The organism is Heliomarina baculiformis, assembly GCF_019966545.1.
Lineage (GTDB): Bacteria > Pseudomonadota > Alphaproteobacteria > Rhodobacterales > Rhodobacteraceae > Heliomarina > Heliomarina baculiformis.
Genome location: NZ_JAIMIC010000004.1, coordinates 109,130 through 124,899 on the forward strand (window position 1 = coordinate 109,130; position 15,770 = coordinate 124,899).

Consider the following 15,770-nt stretch of genomic DNA (forward strand, 5'->3'; position numbering starts at 1 on the left):
GCAGTTGTTGTTTATTCATCGTCTTCCACGATCACGCCCGCCGAGGCGGACCAGCCAAGGCGGATCCTGCTGCCGGCAGCGAGGTCATGAGAAAGCTGGGCGGCGGGCTTCGTGAGTTCGAACGTGCCGAAGTGATCGGTTTTGGCCGTGATGGAGAAATTCGATCCGAAGTAGTTTGAATCGCTGACGGTCGCCTCGATCACATTATCGGCCTGCACATCGCCTTCGATCAGGCTGACAGCCTCGGGGCGCAGCGCGATGAGCACCGTGTTGCCGGGTTCAAGCGTGGCCGCGCCTGCATGTTGGCGCAGCGTAATGTCACCATTCCTGATCGTAAGCTCTTCGCCCTCACGAGAGATGACGTCGCCGCGCAGGAAATTGCTCCGGCCAAGGAAACCGGCAACGAAACTGGTGCGCGGGGTCTTGTAGAGCTCATCGGGGCGGCCCTCCTGCACAATGACACCGTTGCGCATGACTACGACCCGGTCCGACATTGACAGGGCTTCGTCCTGATCGTGTGTGATGTAGATGAAGGTGAGGCCAACCTTACGGTGCAGACGTTTCAGCTCTTCCTGCATCTCCGCGCGCAGCTTCTTGTCCAGCGCGCTGAGGGGTTCGTCGAGCAGCAGCAGGTTGGGGCGGAATACCATGGCGCGGGCAAGGGCGACGCGCTGCTGCTGGCCGCCCGAAAGCTGTTTCGGCATCCGGTCGCGCAGGTTGCCAAGCTGCACCAGGTCGAGCGCTTCTTCTACGTGCCGGGCGATCTTGTCCGACGACCATTTGCGTACTTTTAGCGGAAAAGCGACGTTGTCGAAAACCGACAGGTGCGGGAACAGGGCGTATCCCTGAAAGACCATGCCAAAGTCGCGGGTTTCCGGTGGCAGGTGGGTTATGTCGCGATCACCCAGGGTCATGGTGCCACCATCGCAGTCCAAGAACCCGGCAACCAAGTTCAGAAAGGTCGTCTTTCCCGAACCCGAAGGGCCGAGGATCGTCAGGAACTCACCTGCCCGGATCGTCAGCGAGATGCTGTTGATTGCGCGGAAATCGCCGAAGGATTTCTCGAGGTTCGTGACGAGCAGATCGCGATTGGTCGTGTTCATTCCGGTTCCGTTCTGTCCCGCCATTGGCGGGGTTGGGGGCAGTGGTTCCTTCATGGTTGAGCGCGTTGAGACCAACTTGGGGATACAGACGCCGAACCAACCAGATGGCAGTGATATGGAATTGGTATGGCGTTGGTATGCCAAAGGTCAACCCAAAGCATATAGTTGGTTCGGAGCTGGACCGAACGCTGCGTAAATTTCAGGCGGGATTTATCGGAGTAGATTCGGCCGCTGCAGGAAGAATGACTTCGCCATAGCAGCGAGGTGTTGATTTGAAATGATTAGTTTGAAAACGGTTTCAGGGTGGCAGTTGGATCGAGTGGCCAAAAAAATCAGCGGGACGCCAATGTCTGCAAGATGCTGCCCTGAACGTTGTCGAGGTGATTCCGCATCGCCTCGGAGGCTTTCTGGGCATCGCCCTCCATCAGCGCATCGATAATTGCAAGATGCTCGGCACAGGTTTCGTCGAACCGTTGAGGGATTGAGCGCAGATCGAATATCTGCGTGCGGCGGCGGACCGTCCTAATGATATCAGCCAGTTGCGGGTTGCCTGCGGCCTCGGCGAGGCTTCCGTGCAAAAGGTCATCCACTGCGCGCACCTTTTCGCGGTCAGGACGTTCGCCGGTCGAGGGCCTGGAGGCGACCAGTTCGACAAGCTGATCGCGGATTGCTTGCAGGTCCTCGCGGCTGATTCGACCCTGAGCCAGTCGGGCCACTTCGGGTTCGAGAATCTGGCGGATGTGCAGCGCATCCATGTACTCTTCGATCCGCATCTGGCGAATCTGGAGGCCGCGCGTTCCCTGCCGTACAAGAAGTCCTTCGGCTTCGAGCATGAGCAGGGCATCACGGACAGGCGTGCGGGAAATGCCGAGCATGTCGGCAAGGCGGCGTTCATTTATCATCTGACCGTGCGCCGCTTCGCCCGACAGGACCATCTGGAGGATCTGTTCATAGGCGTTGAGCGCCAGCCGCTCTTCGGACGTTTTCAACATGATTGTGTCTCTCCCTAACCCGCCCGGTATTGTTGTATTCCTTGGGTGTGTCGCTGGTATACATAACAGGCACAATGCTGAACCCCAATAACCAAGGCGGCTGGACTTCGATGTTTCAAGGTGGTTTGCCTTGAAAACAGGCTTGGCCCAGATCTGGCCTTAATGAACCGACAGGAGCGACAGGATGAGCCATCGTATCGATCTCAATTGCGACATGGGGGAAAGCTTCGGTGCCTGGACGATGGGCGACGACGCGGCGATGTTGGATCTGGTGAGCTCTGCAAATATCGCCTGCGGCTTTCATGCGGGCGACCCGGACGTGATCGCGCGGACCATCGAGGCCGCGCAGGCACGCGGCGTCGCGATTGGCGCGCACCCTTCCTTTATGGACCTTTATGGATTTGGCAGGCGTCGGATCACCGGGGACACGCCGCAAGCGCTCAGGGCGCAGCTGATCTATCAGATCGGAGCGGTCAAGACGATGGCCGAAGCCGCCGGGGCCAAGATGACCCATGTCAAAACCCATGGCGCGCTGGGCAACATGGCGGCCGAAGATATCGAACTGGCACGCGTTTGTGTAGACGCGGTCGAATCCGTCGACCCGTCCTTGTTCTTCGTGGCTTTACCCTACAGCGAAACCATGCGGGCCGCGGAAGAGGTGGGGCTGTCCGTGGCCTGCGAAATCTACGCGGACCGCAGCTATACGGATCAGGGGCACCTGACGCCCCGCAGCCAGCCCGGCGCCGTCATCCACGATCCGGAGGAAAGCCTGAAACAAGTTCTGCACATGGTGGTGGACGGATATATTCCGACGACCGGCGGCAAGAAGCTATCGGTGAAGCCGGATACGCTTTGCATTCACGGAGATACGCCTACGGCGGTTCAGATCGCTGCGCGCCTGCGAGATGCGCTTGAATGTGAAGGCGTGACAATCGGGCCGTTTCACATCCGTTGACCTGTCAGGTCGGGGTGGCCTCAACGTTGCTCGGACTGATAAACATCGGGTTTTCAGTAAGGGTCGCGGCGATACAGCGCACGGCTTCGGCAAGATCTTTCGGATCCATGCCTTCGTCAGGCGTATGGCTGCCGTTCCAGTTGCGCAGGAAAACCATGGCGGATTGCCATCCGGCATCGGCGAAAGCGGCGGCATCATGCCCGCCGCCCGAGGCCAGCGTCGGGACATCCAGGCCACGGGCTTTGGCCTGAGCATGAAACGCATCGCGCATTTCGCCGTCCAGCCGCGCAGGGCGGCTGCGCGACTGCGGGCCGAAATCGAAGCGCACGCCTCTTTCCTGTGTGATCTGCGCGGCGAAGCCCTTTAGTCTGGCGTCCATGTGTTCAAGTAGCGCGGTCGAATCGCTTCTCAGGTCAAGACAGAACTCGACCTGTCCGGGGACCTTTGCAAAGGCGTGGTCGGGGGTGGCGGCATCTATGCGACCTACGGTGATGGCGAGATCTCTGCCTTCTGCTTCAATGTCGGCCCATTCCCTGTCCAGCATTCCGATGAGGTCGGCAAGCGCAAAGACCGTGTCCGATCTGAGGTGACGCGGGACGCCTCCTGAATGGCCCCACGCACCTTCGATCCGGGCAAAGCGGTAGCGGAGGCTGCCGCGAATTCCGTCGACAGTGGCAAAGGCCTGACCGGCTTCGTGAAGGACCGGACCCTGTTCGATGTGCATCTCGAGGAATCGCGCAGGCTTAAGGCCGCGATGGCCGATCACGGCGTCTGGGTCGCCCCCCTGTTCGCGCATGTGGTCCGCAAGCGTACGGCCGCTATCGGCCCGGCAAATGGAGAGCTCGGGCTTCTCAAGTCGCGCAAGCGCCGCGCGCGATCCTATGTAGGAGGCCGGGAACCAGACGCTTTCTTCGGCCCTTATGACCGATACGACCAGATCGAAAGGGAGGGTTTTGCCGCGTTCCACGAAATGGGCGGCAAGCGCCATCGCTCCGGCCACTCCGGCGACACCGTCAAAGGCGCCTCCGCTTGGGACCGTGTCTAGATGGGAACCGCTGTACAGGTCAGGCAGTCTCTTTTTAGCGCCGGGCAGGCGGGCGAAGAGGTTTCCGCCAGCATCGCGGAAAACATGTAGGCCGAGGCGGTCGGCTTCATCGGCGATAACGTCGTGGGCCTGCGTTTCTCCAGCGCTGTAGCTCGGGCGGGTCCAGCCGGGGTTTGACGCGCCGATCCGGTTCACCCGGTCCAGCACGCGAGCAATCATATCGCTGACGGAATCCGTCATTCCTGTGTGCTTCCGGGATTGTTAACGGTCGCTTCCGGGCGTTGGTTGCGGCACAGCACGTCAAGCAAGTTCTCGACCGCCATGTCGGCGACACGGATCATCGATTCTTCGGTGGCGCCGCCGAGGTGCGGGGTCAGTATCACGTTGTCCATCTGGCCAAGCGGACCTTCAGGCGCCATATCTGAATAAACATCAAGGGCCGCGCTGTGGAGCTTGCCTGTCTGCAATGCCTGAACCAATGCCTCTTCATCGACAAGACCGGCACGGGCGACGTTGACGAAAATCGCGCCTGGTTTCACACAGTCTAGGATTTCGGTTGAGACCAGGTGCCGCGTTTCCGGACGTAGATTGGTGTGCAGAGAGATGAGATCGGCCTGGGCCGCGGCTTTGCCGAGGTCGGTGCCGCGGTGAAAACCCGATTCAATCTCGGGGGAGCGGGGAGAGTAGACGGTGACCGCCATGTCAAAACTGTCCCGCAGGATCTTACCGACCCCTTTGCCAGTAGCGCCCCAGCCAACGACAAGGGCGTTCTTGCCAAAGAGTTCGCGGGTCAGGGACCGATCCCTGAAGCCTTCGTCATGCAGGCGGGCGGCCCGATCTGCGGGCAGGATCAGTCGCGCAGCTGCGAGAGCCAGCCCAATTGTTAATTCGCTGACCGACCGTGCGTTGGCACCCGGGGCATTGCAGACAATGATGCCAGCCTTGTCGGCGGCGGGTTTGTCCACCTGTTCGTGCCCGGCGCCATGCACAGAGATGACGCGCAGGCGTGGCGCCGCGCTTATAAGGTTGGCAGGAAGGCCAAAGTTCCGGGTGATGACACCATCGCAATCGGCGATCAGGTCGCGCAGCGCCTCGGCTTGGGTTGTGCGGGCAACAATCGGTTCGATCCCTGCCAATCGCAGCTTTGCCAGGCCGGATTCATGAATGGGCTGCGTGACGAGGCATTTCATCGGGGGTACCGTGTCTTGAGGCCCTGAGTTCACTTGGCAAAAACGGAGTCGAAATCCGCAAATCCCTTGATTTCAATAGGGTTTCCCGAAGGGTCGAAAAAGAACATGGTGCGCTGTTCGCCGGGTTCACCTTCGAAACGAATGACCGGAGGAATGTCGAATTCGATGCCTGCCGCGCCAAGTCGGTCAGCGACAGCTTTCCATTCGTCCAGCGGCAGGACGAGCCCGAGATGGGGCATCATCACCATGTGATCGCCGACTTTGCCGGTGCGGGTCGTTTTGAACGGCTCCCCGAGATGTAGGGAAATCTGGTGCCCGAAAAAGTCGAAATCGACCCATGTCTCGGTGCTGCGGCCCTCGGTGCATCCCAGGATGTCGCCGTAAAACCGGCGGGCAGCATCCAGATCCGTTACGTGATAGGCGAGGTGAAACAGTGAAGGCATAATCTCTCCTGCCGCTGGCAAGGCGTGGGACATCACCGGGGGTGACATGGTTTCGATCTTGGTATACCAATGGTATCCGGCTGGTTTCAAGGTTTTAGGGTGCCTAGGAGCCAATTCTTTGCCCAGGTGCTTAAACATTGGTTGCGGCTGACACCTCAAGACGTTTTTCTGATGGTCGCTGCGCGCCTTTAGCGGATCTGAGGGCAGCGCAAGACTGAAATGAAACCGGGGAACGTTTTGGGCAAAGCTAAAAGGAGCTGTTATTGATTTCGGATATGCTGCGCGATGCCCGGTTCTTGAACTGTGGCGACAGCGCGATTTGTGTCGAGTTCTCACGCGATGTGGATGAGCGGGCGAACACAGTCGCGCTGGCGCTCGCATCGGCCTTGGATGCCGAGCCGCCGGAAGGAATGCAGGAGGCGCTGCCGACATATCGTTCGGTGCTGGTGGCCTATGATCCGCTTGTGACCTCTGCGCGGGAGATGACCGCTCATATTCGGACTTGTCTGACCCGGATCAGACCCTCGGATCAACTGGGACGCAGGATCGAAATACCGGTCTATTACGGTGGCGATGCTTGCCTAGATCTGGACGACCTGGTCAAGACCAAGGGTATGGATCGCGAAGAACTGATCGCACTGCATATGTCGGTTGAATATCGAGTTTACATGATCGGCTTCGCCCCGGGGTTCGCCTATCTCGGCGGCTTGCCCCAGCAGCTTGCAATGCCGCGCAAGCCGGTGCCCCGCCAACTCGTTCCGGCAGGGGCCATCGGAATTGGTGGCGAACAAGCAAGTGTCAATTCGGTTGCCGGACCGAGCGCGTGGCATTTTATTGGCCAGACGCCGCTTCGGCTCTTTGACCCTCGGCGATCGGACCCCTTTCTGCTGGACGCGGGCGACAGTCTCTGGTTTCGCCGCATAGACGAGGTCGAGTTCGAAGATCTGAGCGCCCGGGTGTCCCGGGGAGAGAGCCCGGACGTGATCCGGGAGACCACCGTATGAGCAGGACCATGCGCATCTTGAACGCGGGTCCCATGATGACGGTTCAGGATGGTGGCCGACGCGGTTTCTTGCGTTTCGGCGTGTCCGGATCTGGGCCGATGGACCGCGACGCCTTCGAGGCCGCAAATGCGCTTGTCGGAAATGTGCCCGATGCAGCCGGGGTGGAATTCGCTTTGATCGGCGGCCGGTTATCTTTAGCTGATGAATGCTTGATCGCGGTTACCGGAGGCGACGTGCCGGTTGCGCTGAATGGCAAGCCGATCTCACCTTGGTCTTCATGGCGCGCGCCTGCGGGAAGCGAACTTGAGATCGGTGCGATGCGCAGTGGGGTCTGGGGCTATATCGCCATAGGTGGAGGCGTGACCTGCCCGCCCGTCATGGGGAGCCGTTCTACTCATCTGCGCAGCGGTGTTGGCGGCCTTGAGGGGCGGGTCTTGCGAACCGGTGATGTCTTGCCGCTTGGCTCCGACACCGGGGCCGAGCCGAAAAAGCTAATCAAACCGATAAGGCTGCGGGGCGGACCGATCTCGCTGGTTCCGGGGCCGCAGGACGATCATTTCGACGAAGACGCTTTTTCGTGCCTCTTCGGTCGAGAGTTCCAGGTTTCGCAACAGCGGGACCGGATGGCGATGATGCTCGACGGGCCGGAAATTCACGCCGCCGGTGGTCATGATATCGTGTCTGACGGAACGCTTATGGGATCGATACAGGTGCCGCCATCTGGCCGGTTGATCGTGTTGATGGCGGATCGACAGACAACCGGCGGCTTCCCAAAGATCGCCACCGTTGCCAGCGCCGATCTGGGTCGTCTGGTCCAAACGCCTTCGGGCAAGGCTGTCAGGTTCCGGGCTGCTACGGTCGAGCAAGCCGAGGAAATGGTGCGCGAAGCGACCGAAATGCGCCGTTCGGCGCTGGAAAACCTCGCGCCGAACGATCCCTTGACGGGTTAACTCGGGGTAAAACGCAGAGACAGGCAGGACATGCCGCCGTCGATCTTGGCGCACTCGCTGTTGGCAATTTCCCGGACTTTGTAGCCAGCCTCGCGGACAGTTTCTGCCGTGCGCGGGAAGCCTGCGGGCATGACAACTAGGTCGTTGAACCGGATCGCATTGGCAGCGGCTTCTTCGCCTTCGGCAACGTAAATGACGCTATAGCCCTCAAAGCAGCCGGAGTCCGCCAGCCGCCGGGTTGCCAGCACAGTTTCTGCGTCGAGCAGGGAGCAGTCGGTTTTGAAGTGGAGTACGCCTTCGGGCGTGAAGACTTCCCGCAGGGAATGGCCCCAGTCCGACAGGATCGCGCGCAGTTCGGCAACGCCTTCGGCATCGGTTCGGGCCGAGCGTCCTACGAGCACTTCGCGTCCGGTGACGAGGATGTCGCCACCTTCGATATGCCCCGGACCCTTGATTTCGCGGATGTCGGAGTAGAGGTCGCGCAGGGTGGGGGCCATTTCGGACACTTCGCCCATGCGCGATGGCGCGCCGGGCCGCATCAGGATCGCGCCCTGCGGCAGGCAAAGGGCAGTGTCCTCGACGAACAGTGCATCGGGGTAGTCCTTCAGCGCACCGAGTTCGATTACGGTTGCACCGGTGGATTTCAGCGTCGCTACATAGTCGGCATGGGCCGCGAGCATGTTTTCGAGATCGGGCGTGCCGGTGTCTTCGGCGCGCAGACCGTTCACAACGCTTTGCGCGGGACGGCGGGTGATGGCGTGGGTAAATTCGGTCGAAGGGCTTAGCATACGGTATGTACTCTTGCTGGGTTCTAGGGAAAGGCGTCAGGCGCTGACGGCCTCGAATTGCCGGGCAAAGGCGATCAGTCTTTCGACGCCTTCGTAGAAACGCTCATCCTCAACGGTCAGTGCGATGCGGATCCAGTCACGGACGGTGTCACCAAAGGAGCTTCCGGGCATGACGGCCAGCCCGGCCTCGTCCAGCAGGCGCTGGGCAAAAACATCGCTGGGAATGCCGGTGGCGGCGATATTGACCATGATGAACATTCCGGCCTGTGGTGGATGTGCCCAGAGTGCGGTTTCATCCGAAAGACGGCTTGCAAGCGTGCGGGCGCGTGAGGCATAGCGATTGCGCATGCCTTCGGCCACGGTGGAACCCTGACGGATGCCAAGTTCTGTCATGTCGGCAATGAATGGCTGGCTGCCAAACAGCATCGTTTCGGCAAGCGGAAGCAGGGTTTCGACGAATTCCGGGGACCCTACGCACCAGCCGCTCCGAAAACCGGGCGCGGCGTGGCTTTTCGAGATCGAGGATACGACGATCACGCGTTCTGCCAGTTCCAGGAGCGAGAGTGGCGAGCAGAAGGTGGCATCGTCAAAGACCAGATCTTCATAAACTTCGTCCGATATGATCCAGAGATCATGCGCGCGGGCGACCTCGCCAATGGCGGCGATGTCCGCGGCGGTCAGGATCGCACCCGTCGGATTGTGCGGCGTGTTCAGCAGGATGACGCGGGAGCGCGGGGTGATGCGCGTCTCGATATCGCTGGCTTGCAGGCGAAAGCCGTTTTCAGCCAGCAATGGAACTTTCACCAGGTCGGCGCCGCTGGAGCGGATGACTCCTTCATAGGTGGCATAGTAGGGATCGCCGACCAGCACCTCGTCGCCTTCCTGCGCCAGTCCGAGCAGCGCAAGGTAAAGAGCGGTCTGGGTGCCGGGCAGGCAGATCATTTGATCGGGCGTGATTTTGCGTCCGGAGGTGCGGGAATATCTTTCGGCCAGTGCTGCCGTCAGGCCCGGTTCGCCGCGACCGTTCGAATAGGTGTAGCGACCGGACCGCATCGACCGCACGGCTTCTTCTATCATGTCATCCGCAACCGGCACGTCCGGTTCGCCGATGCAAAGCTCGACAATATCCTCGCCTTTGGTCACGCGGGCGCGGGCCTGCCGGTGAATGGCCCATTTCGCACCGCCAAGGTTGGCGAGCCGGTCGTTGATCGCTGCGTATTTCATGTGTCTATCGCCTTTCTGTGCAGGTCCAGCCCCGTCAAGGCTGCAACCGAATCGAGTCCTATTTTTGCGAGTTCGCCGGTTGCGAATTCCTGTGGCAGCGCGCCGCCTTCCAGCCAGAGTCCGTCGATCACCCCGTTGCTCGCTATAGCAAGTTGGCGCAGGCGTTCCGGGGGCGCGGGCTGATCTGTCTCGCGCAGCGCTTCTGCAATCAGCGCCTCAAGCTGGTCGCGGAAGTGGTGGTAGGTGCGCTGGTGGATCTTGTTGAGATCGGCATCATGCAGTGCCTCGTTCAAAAAACCGGACCAGAGCGCAACCCAGCCCGGGTTCACCACAGGGGGCGAGAGCGACGCCATGACGAAACCGGCTAGCCTGTCGCGGGCAGTGCCTGCCGTGACATCCTTGGCTGTCGCGACCGCATCGGTCATCTGCGTCATGTGATGTTCATAGGCCGCGGCGATCAGGTCTTCCTTGCTCGAGAAGTAATGGCGGATCAGCCCCTGCGTCACCTCGGCCCTTTCGGCGATGGTGCGCACGGTCGCCGCCCTGACGCCCGATTCGGAAATCACCTGCAAGGTGGCCGCAATAAGATCGTCCTTGCGCTGCGACGCAGTTTCACGCCTGAATTTTCGGCGGGGAGGGGAAGACATGGTGGCAGCTCGCGGCGAAAATAATTATACGCTTGAATAATTACTGGACTGTGTGCCTACTACAAGAAAAATCGGACAGGGAAAGAATGGATTCTTTTTCAGGGGGTGATCCGGCTTCTGCGTCTTCGGGGCGCGATAAGGAAGCCGTTCGCATCGAAGAACTGCACAAGTCTTTCGGAGAGCTGGAAGTACTCAAGGGCGTGAACCTAACGGCGCGCAAGGGGGACGTGGTCGCGATCATCGGCGGCAGCGGGTCGGGCAAGTCCACGATGCTGCGGTGTATCAACTTCCTCGAGGCACCAACCTCCGGCCGGATTTATGTTGGCGGCGAGCATATCGCGATGCGGGACGACGGCACGCCGTCGAACCGCCGCCAGCTTGAACGTATCCGCACCCGTCTGGGCATGGTTTTCCAGTCTTTCAATCTATGGACGCACCGGACGCTGCTGGAAAACGTGATCGAAGTGCCGGTGCACGTGCTCAAGCAACCCCGCGCCGAGGCAATCGAAAAGGCGCAGAGCCTGCTGAAGCGTGTCGGGCTGGGGGACAAGGCCGATGTCTATCCAGCCTATCTGTCGGGCGGACAACAGCAGCGCGCCGCAATTGCCCGTGCGCTGGCGGTTGACCCAGATGTCATGCTTTTCGACGAACCAACAAGTGCGCTTGACCCTGAACTGGTCGGTGAGGTTTTGACCGTAATCCGCGACCTTGCCGCCGAAGGGCGTACCATGCTGCTGGTTACACACGAGATGAAATTTGCCCGCGAGGTGGCCGACCACGTGGTTTATCTCTACCAAGGCCGTATTGAGGAACAGGGTGCGCCGGAGCAGATTTTTGACGCGCCCAAGTCCGAACGGCTTCAACAATTTCTCATGTCAATCAACTAACCAACTAAGGGAGACTACCGATGACATTCCTGAAAACCCTCGCCGCAACTGCGGCTGCGGCGCTGCTGACCGCCGGTGCTGTTGCGGCTGACCCGATCAAGGTCGGCGTTGCGGCTGAACCCTACCCACCGTTTTCTTCGGTCAACAGCGCCGGTGAATGGGAAGGCTGGGAGATCGAAATCATCAAAGCAGTCTGTGATGCGGCCGAGCTCGAATGCGAAATCACGCCCACCGCGTGGGACGGGATCATTCCCGCACTGACCGGCAAGCAGATCGACGTGATCATGACCTCAATGTCCATCACCGAAGAGCGCCAGAAAACGATCGATTTTTCGGACCCGTATTACAACACGCCGACCGTGATCGTGGCCGACAAGTCGATGGATATCGAACCGACGCCTGAATCGCTGGCCGGCAAGATCCTTGGTGTCCAGGCATCGACCATCCACCAGAACTATGCGCAGAAGTATTTCACCGACGCAGCCGAAATCCGCATCTACCAGACGCAGGATGAAGCCAACCAGGATCTCGTTTCGGGCCGTATCGACGCAACTCAGGCTGACAGCATCGCGATGAGCGCATTCATCGAATCCGATGCTGGTGCGTGCTGCGAAATCAAGGGTGCGGTGGCTGATGATCCGTCGATCCTTGGTCTCGGCGTCGGCGCGGGTGTGCGCAAGGGCGAAGACGAACTGCGTGAAAAGCTGAACGCGGGGATCGCCAAAATCCTCGAAGACGGGACGCATGAGGAAATCACCTCCAAGTACTTCTCCACGAGCATCTACGGCGGCTGATACGTGTCTGATCTCCTGAACATGCTTGGTCTGGCCCAGAGTGCGGAGCTGCTTTCGTTGTCTCCGCCGGGCTGGGGCGGCAATCTGCTACGCGGTCTGCTAAATTCCCTCCAGATCGCCTTTGGCGCCTTTGGCATGGGGCTGGTGATCGGGCTGTTCGGGGCCTATGGAAAACTGTACGGCGGGCCGATCCTTCGCGATCTGCTTGCCGTATATACAACCGTGATCCGGGCCGTTCCGGAGTTGGTGCTGATCCTGATCCTTTATTATCTGGGGAGCGACCTGATCAACAAGGTCTCGGAGGCGATGGGCTATGGCCGTGTCGAGATTTCCGGGGTCGTTGCGGGGATCTGGGTGCTGGGCGTCGTTCAGGGCGCCTATTCCATCGAAGTTTTACGCGGTGCCATTCAGGCGGTGCCGCCTGGGCAGATTGAGGCCGCGCGCGCCTTTGGGATGCCCCCGCTGATGCTGATGCGGCGGGTGACCATTCCGGCCATGATGTCCTTTGCGACGCCGGGTCTGGCCAATCTCTGGCTGATCGCGACCAAGGATACGGCTCTGCTGGCTATCGTCGGCTTTAGCGAATTGACGCTTGAAACCCGTCAGGCCGCGGCAAGTACGCGGGCCTATTTCACCTTTTTCCTCGCGGCGGGTGCGCTTTACCTCATCGTGACGCTGTTTTCACAGGTCATTTTTGGCCGTATCGAGCGCTGGGCAAGACGCGGGCAACCCTCGCTCAGAGGGGGACCACGATGATCGGGCTGCGTGATCTTCTCAAACCGCATCGGATCGTGCTGATCCTTCTGTTTCTGGCCTTTGTCGTTTGGTGCGCTTTGTCGCTGCGCTGGGACTGGCTGCCAAAGTATGCGCCGCTCGCACTGGAAGGGTTGTGGCGTACCATCTGGCTGTTGGTCGTTACAACGATACTGGGGTTTCTCCTCGCGATTCCGCTGGGTTTGGCGCAGGCGGTCGGGCCTTGGTATCTGGCGGCACCGGCCCGCGTCTTTTGTACCGTGATCCGTGGCACACCGCTGCTTTTGCAAATCTGGCTGCTGTATTACGGACTGGGGTCGCTCTTTCCGCAATTCCCGGCGATCCGGCAGAGCGAACTCTGGCCTTATCTGCGGCAGGCTTGGCCCTATGCGGTTCTGGCGCTGACGCTGTCCTATGCCGGTTACGAAGGCGAAGTGATGCGGGGTGCCTTTTCCGGCGTCGGCAAGGGACAGCTTGAGGCGGCCAAATCCTATGGCATGCGTCCGTTTGCCGTGTTCCGGCGCATCTGGCTGCCGCAGGCCATTCGCAACGTGTTGCCTACGCTGGGGGGCGAAACGATACTGCAGCTCAAGGCGACACCGCTGGTGGCCACGATCACCGTCATCGACATCTACGCAGTTTCTTCCCGTGTCAGGGCCGATACGCTGATCGTCTACGAACCGCTGCTGTTGCTGGCGCTGGTCTATCTTGTGATTGCCGGGATCATTGCCTTTTTCTTCCGGCGGATCGAACAGCAAGTGCCAAGCGCCATTCAGCGTGGATAACCTGCGAAAGCCGCGCGCTTTGCTTGCATTGCGCGGGGCTTTCCTTTCAGTCGCTGGGAGGCGGCACGGGCACCGGTAGCGGATTGGCATCCTCGGTCGATGGCTGCCTGGCCGGAGGGGCTGCAGAAGTTTGATCGCTATCGGCAGCGGGTGCCTCTTGCATCGCCTCGACAGGAGGCGTGGTTTCAGCAGCTTCAGGCGATGCTGCCGGGACGTTGGTGGGGGCTGCCGGAGAGCTGTATCCCAGAGCGGCGGCGGTTGCCGGATCGACAAAGCCAGTCGTGTCCAGCCCGTTATCGTACTGGAACCATTGCAGCGCCGTTTCCGTCCCGCTGCCAAAAATCCCGTCTGCGCCGCCCGTGTCATACCCATAGTCGGTGAGCAGCAATTGCAGGTCGCGCACGACTTCGCCGCGCGTCATCGGCGAAGTCAGGGCAAGCCCGATCACACTCTGGGGTTCCGTAGGGGCTGCTGTCTCACCGGGGGGATCGGAAACGATCTCGTATACCTGTTCATCCTTGTAGTAGGTCGAGCGGTAGAGCTTGCCGTCGCATTCATAGAGCGTCTCGCCACTGTCCGAGACCTTGTTGCAGTCGTCATCCGGCAGCGATGAGACAAAGGCCATCGTTCCGCCCACCATCGCGGCGGTAAAGAACCATCCCCAGCCATCGTTGTAATGATAGTCGCCCCAGTAGTTATGCGGCGGTCGGTAGTAGGGCGGTTTCACATAGGGCGGCCGCCAGCCGGGCGGATGGTGATGCGGTGGGTGCCAGCCCGGCGGACGCGGACGGTTGGCGATGGGAGGTCGGTTGCCGGGAGGACGTGGGCGCGCACCAGGAGGGCGGTTGCCCGGCGGACGTGCGGCTATCGGTGGGCGGTTGCCGCCCGGGCGTGTAACCGGCGGCCGGTTGCCGGGCCGGTTCGAGGCAATCGGACGGTTGCCCGGCGGTTTGGCAATCGGCGGACGGTTCCCGGGTGGCTTCAGCCCCTGCGGCTTGTTCGCGGGGCGCGCAAGGTTGCCGCCAGGCGCGATTGCGGGCCGCGTGGCAGGTTTCGATGCTGGTCGTGTCGAGGGCCGGTTGGGGAGCTTGATCGCTGGTTTGCTGGCAGGACGTTGTACAGACGGGCGAGGTCGGGGCGCACTTGCGCCGGCTCTCGCGGGGCGGGTTTTCGCGCCTCCGCCCCTTTTCGGCGCGCCATGAAATCCGCCCGCTCGGCCATTGCCCCTCGCCTCGGCGCGATCAAGGCTGAAGTCGAACCGGATGACGGCATCCGGAGAGGTCATGAACGCCAATTGGAATGACAGCAGCCCCACGATAAACCGTCTCATCACTGATCTCCCCGATTTGGGTCCGCGTCGGGATCATCCGATGGCAGGCTGTCGGCCTCACCAAGAATCTCACTGTTGATTTTGGGCCAGACCATGCGGTCACTGTTTTCACCCGGCAAATATTGGAAACTCTCGGCTTCCACCTCGGGCGCAAAGTTCCAGTCCATGAAATAGGCCCGGTACTGCGGCCAACCCTGCGCGTAAGGGTCGGTGCCGACGATCATCATCAAAACGGGCAGTTCCGGGTCGGTTGATATCCAGATCTGCCAGTCCCTGTCGTAGCTCGCAAACGCAAGATGGTGAGCGGGGTGACCCGCAATCGAAGTTGTGCCCAGATAGGCTGCGGTGCTTGCATCGCGAAGCAATGCCGCGCCCGGATCTCGGCTCATGATTTCCCAGATCGGCAAGTGCAGATCGTATTCCAGCGCGATACGGTCGACCAGCGCGTCGAAACCACCGTCAAATGGTGCCATGACATAGGCATCCTCTTCGACATCGGCGATCACCAACTTTGACCCGTCAAAGTAATATTCGCGCGTGTCCTCTCCGGTCTGTGAGAAAGAATAGAACCCTTCGTCACGCAATATCAGGTTGGAACCGCTTCGCGTGAAAGTCAGCTTTTCCCTTCCGTCGATCACGTCGTCGTAGGATACGAACCAGTCAAAGGAAAACGCGGGCTGCGCTGCAAGGAAGTCGGCGGCATTAGTCAAAAGCTCCACCGCCTGCGGCTCTATCGGCGGTACCGTTTCATCCACCTCGGTCTGCGCCGAAGTGGCCTGTGCAAGAAAGACACTGATGATCACTGTAAAGAGTCGAAATGGCGACACGGTAGGGTTCACTCCGTCATCGGCCCGCGTATTAAAGCTCGGGAAATTCGATT

At 60.3% G+C, this 15,770-nt stretch carries 17 protein-coding genes; 7 read left to right on the forward strand and 10 right to left on the reverse strand.

Annotated elements, in window-relative coordinates; all coding sequences use genetic code 11:
• Positions 1-11: 11 nt before the first annotated feature.
• The gene (locus tag MF268_RS10375; RefSeq protein WP_238370797.1) at positions 12-1,103 is read right to left on the reverse strand and encodes an ABC transporter ATP-binding protein; all 1,092 of its coding nucleotides are present in this window, start codon (positions 1,101-1,103) and stop codon (positions 12-14) included.
• A 332-nt stretch (positions 1,104-1,435) separates the two neighbouring features.
• Positions 1,436-2,095: a GntR family transcriptional regulator gene (locus MF268_RS10380; RefSeq protein ID WP_238370798.1), complete on the reverse strand. Its 660-nt coding sequence runs from the start codon at positions 2,093-2,095 to the stop codon at positions 1,436-1,438.
• A gap of 184 nt (positions 2,096-2,279) precedes the next feature.
• Here MF268_RS10380 and MF268_RS10385 point away from each other — a divergent pair, with 184 nt between their 5' ends.
• Positions 2,280-3,050 carry a LamB/YcsF family protein gene (locus MF268_RS10385; RefSeq protein WP_238370799.1) on the forward strand — a complete coding sequence of 257 codons (771 nt, stop codon included), beginning with the start codon at positions 2,280-2,282 and terminating at the stop codon, positions 3,048-3,050.
• Between the two features lie 4 nt (positions 3,051-3,054).
• Here the strand turns inward: MF268_RS10385 and MF268_RS10390 are convergent, their stop codons facing one another.
• The 3 genes from MF268_RS10390 to MF268_RS10400 are packed head-to-tail and all read right to left on the reverse strand — an operon-like array spanning position 3,055 to position 5,728.
• Entirely contained in the window at positions 3,055-4,335 is a 1,281-nt protein-coding gene (locus MF268_RS10390) for a hydantoinase/carbamoylase family amidase (RefSeq protein WP_238370800.1), read from the reverse strand.
• Positions 4,332-5,285: an NAD(P)-dependent oxidoreductase gene (locus MF268_RS10395; protein ID WP_238370801.1), complete on the reverse strand. Its 954-nt coding sequence runs from the start codon at positions 5,283-5,285 to the stop codon at positions 4,332-4,334. Before MF268_RS10395 ends, MF268_RS10390 begins: the two co-directional genes overlap by 4 nt.
• Before the next feature lie 29 nt (positions 5,286-5,314).
• Entirely contained in the window at positions 5,315-5,728 is a 414-nt protein-coding gene (locus MF268_RS10400; RefSeq protein ID WP_238370802.1) for a VOC family protein, read from the reverse strand.
• A gap of 263 nt (positions 5,729-5,991) precedes the next feature.
• On the opposite strand from MF268_RS10400, the gene pxpB reads away from it, so the two are divergent.
• Together pxpB and MF268_RS10410 are read left to right on the forward strand one after the other, a co-directional pair.
• Complete coding sequence (gene pxpB / locus MF268_RS10405; protein ID WP_238370803.1) at positions 5,992-6,732, forward strand: 5-oxoprolinase subunit PxpB; 741 nt, start codon at positions 5,992-5,994, stop codon at positions 6,730-6,732.
• Positions 6,729-7,682 carry a 5-oxoprolinase subunit C family protein gene (locus MF268_RS10410; protein WP_238370804.1) on the forward strand — a complete coding sequence of 318 codons (954 nt, stop codon included), beginning with the start codon at positions 6,729-6,731 and terminating at the stop codon, positions 7,680-7,682. Before pxpB ends, MF268_RS10410 begins: the two co-directional genes overlap by 4 nt.
• Here MF268_RS10410 and MF268_RS10415 read toward each other — a convergent pair.
• The 3 genes from MF268_RS10415 to MF268_RS10425 are packed head-to-tail and all read right to left on the reverse strand — an operon-like array spanning position 7,679 to position 10,341.
• Positions 7,679-8,470 (reverse strand): dimethylarginine dimethylaminohydrolase family protein, encoded by a 792-nt coding sequence (locus MF268_RS10415; protein ID WP_238370805.1) that lies wholly within the window; start codon positions 8,468-8,470, stop codon positions 7,679-7,681. The genes MF268_RS10410 and MF268_RS10415 overlap by 4 nt on opposite strands.
• A gap of 36 nt (positions 8,471-8,506) precedes the next feature.
• Positions 8,507-9,694, reverse strand: coding sequence for a pyridoxal phosphate-dependent aminotransferase (locus MF268_RS10420; protein WP_238370806.1), 1,188 nt, complete (start codon positions 9,692-9,694; stop codon positions 8,507-8,509).
• Positions 9,691-10,341: a TetR family transcriptional regulator C-terminal domain-containing protein gene (locus MF268_RS10425; protein ID WP_238370807.1), complete on the reverse strand. Its 651-nt coding sequence runs from the start codon at positions 10,339-10,341 to the stop codon at positions 9,691-9,693. Before MF268_RS10425 ends, MF268_RS10420 begins: the two co-directional genes overlap by 4 nt.
• Before the next feature lie 86 nt (positions 10,342-10,427).
• On the opposite strand from MF268_RS10425, the gene MF268_RS10430 reads away from it, so the two are divergent.
• The 4 genes from MF268_RS10430 to MF268_RS10445 are packed head-to-tail and all read left to right on the forward strand — an operon-like array spanning position 10,428 to position 13,560.
• Positions 10,428-11,228: an ABC transporter ATP-binding protein gene (locus MF268_RS10430; RefSeq protein WP_238370808.1), complete on the forward strand. Its 801-nt coding sequence runs from the start codon at positions 10,428-10,430 to the stop codon at positions 11,226-11,228.
• Positions 11,229-11,248: 20 nt separating this feature from the next.
• On the forward strand, positions 11,249-12,022 hold the full coding sequence (locus MF268_RS10435) for a transporter substrate-binding domain-containing protein (protein ID WP_238370809.1): 774 nt from the start codon (positions 11,249-11,251) through the stop codon (positions 12,020-12,022).
• A gap of 21 nt (positions 12,023-12,043) precedes the next feature.
• Positions 12,044-12,778 carry an ABC transporter permease gene (locus tag MF268_RS10440; protein ID WP_273544997.1) on the forward strand — a complete coding sequence of 245 codons (735 nt, stop codon included), beginning with the start codon at positions 12,044-12,046 and terminating at the stop codon, positions 12,776-12,778.
• Entirely contained in the window at positions 12,775-13,560 is a 786-nt protein-coding gene (locus MF268_RS10445) for an ABC transporter permease (protein ID WP_238370811.1), read from the forward strand. Before MF268_RS10440 ends, MF268_RS10445 begins: the two co-directional genes overlap by 4 nt.
• A 46-nt stretch (positions 13,561-13,606) precedes the next feature.
• Here the strand turns inward: MF268_RS10445 and MF268_RS10450 are convergent, their stop codons facing one another.
• Positions 13,607-14,890, reverse strand: a complete 1,284-nt coding sequence (locus tag MF268_RS10450; RefSeq protein ID WP_238370812.1) for a peptidoglycan-binding domain-containing protein — start codon at positions 14,888-14,890, stop codon at positions 13,607-13,609.
• Entirely contained in the window at positions 14,890-15,717 is an 828-nt protein-coding gene (locus MF268_RS10455) for a DUF2092 domain-containing protein (RefSeq protein WP_238370813.1), read from the reverse strand. The genes MF268_RS10450 and MF268_RS10455 overlap by 1 nt, the downstream gene beginning before the upstream one ends.
• Between the last annotated feature and the right edge of the window lie 53 nt (positions 15,718-15,770).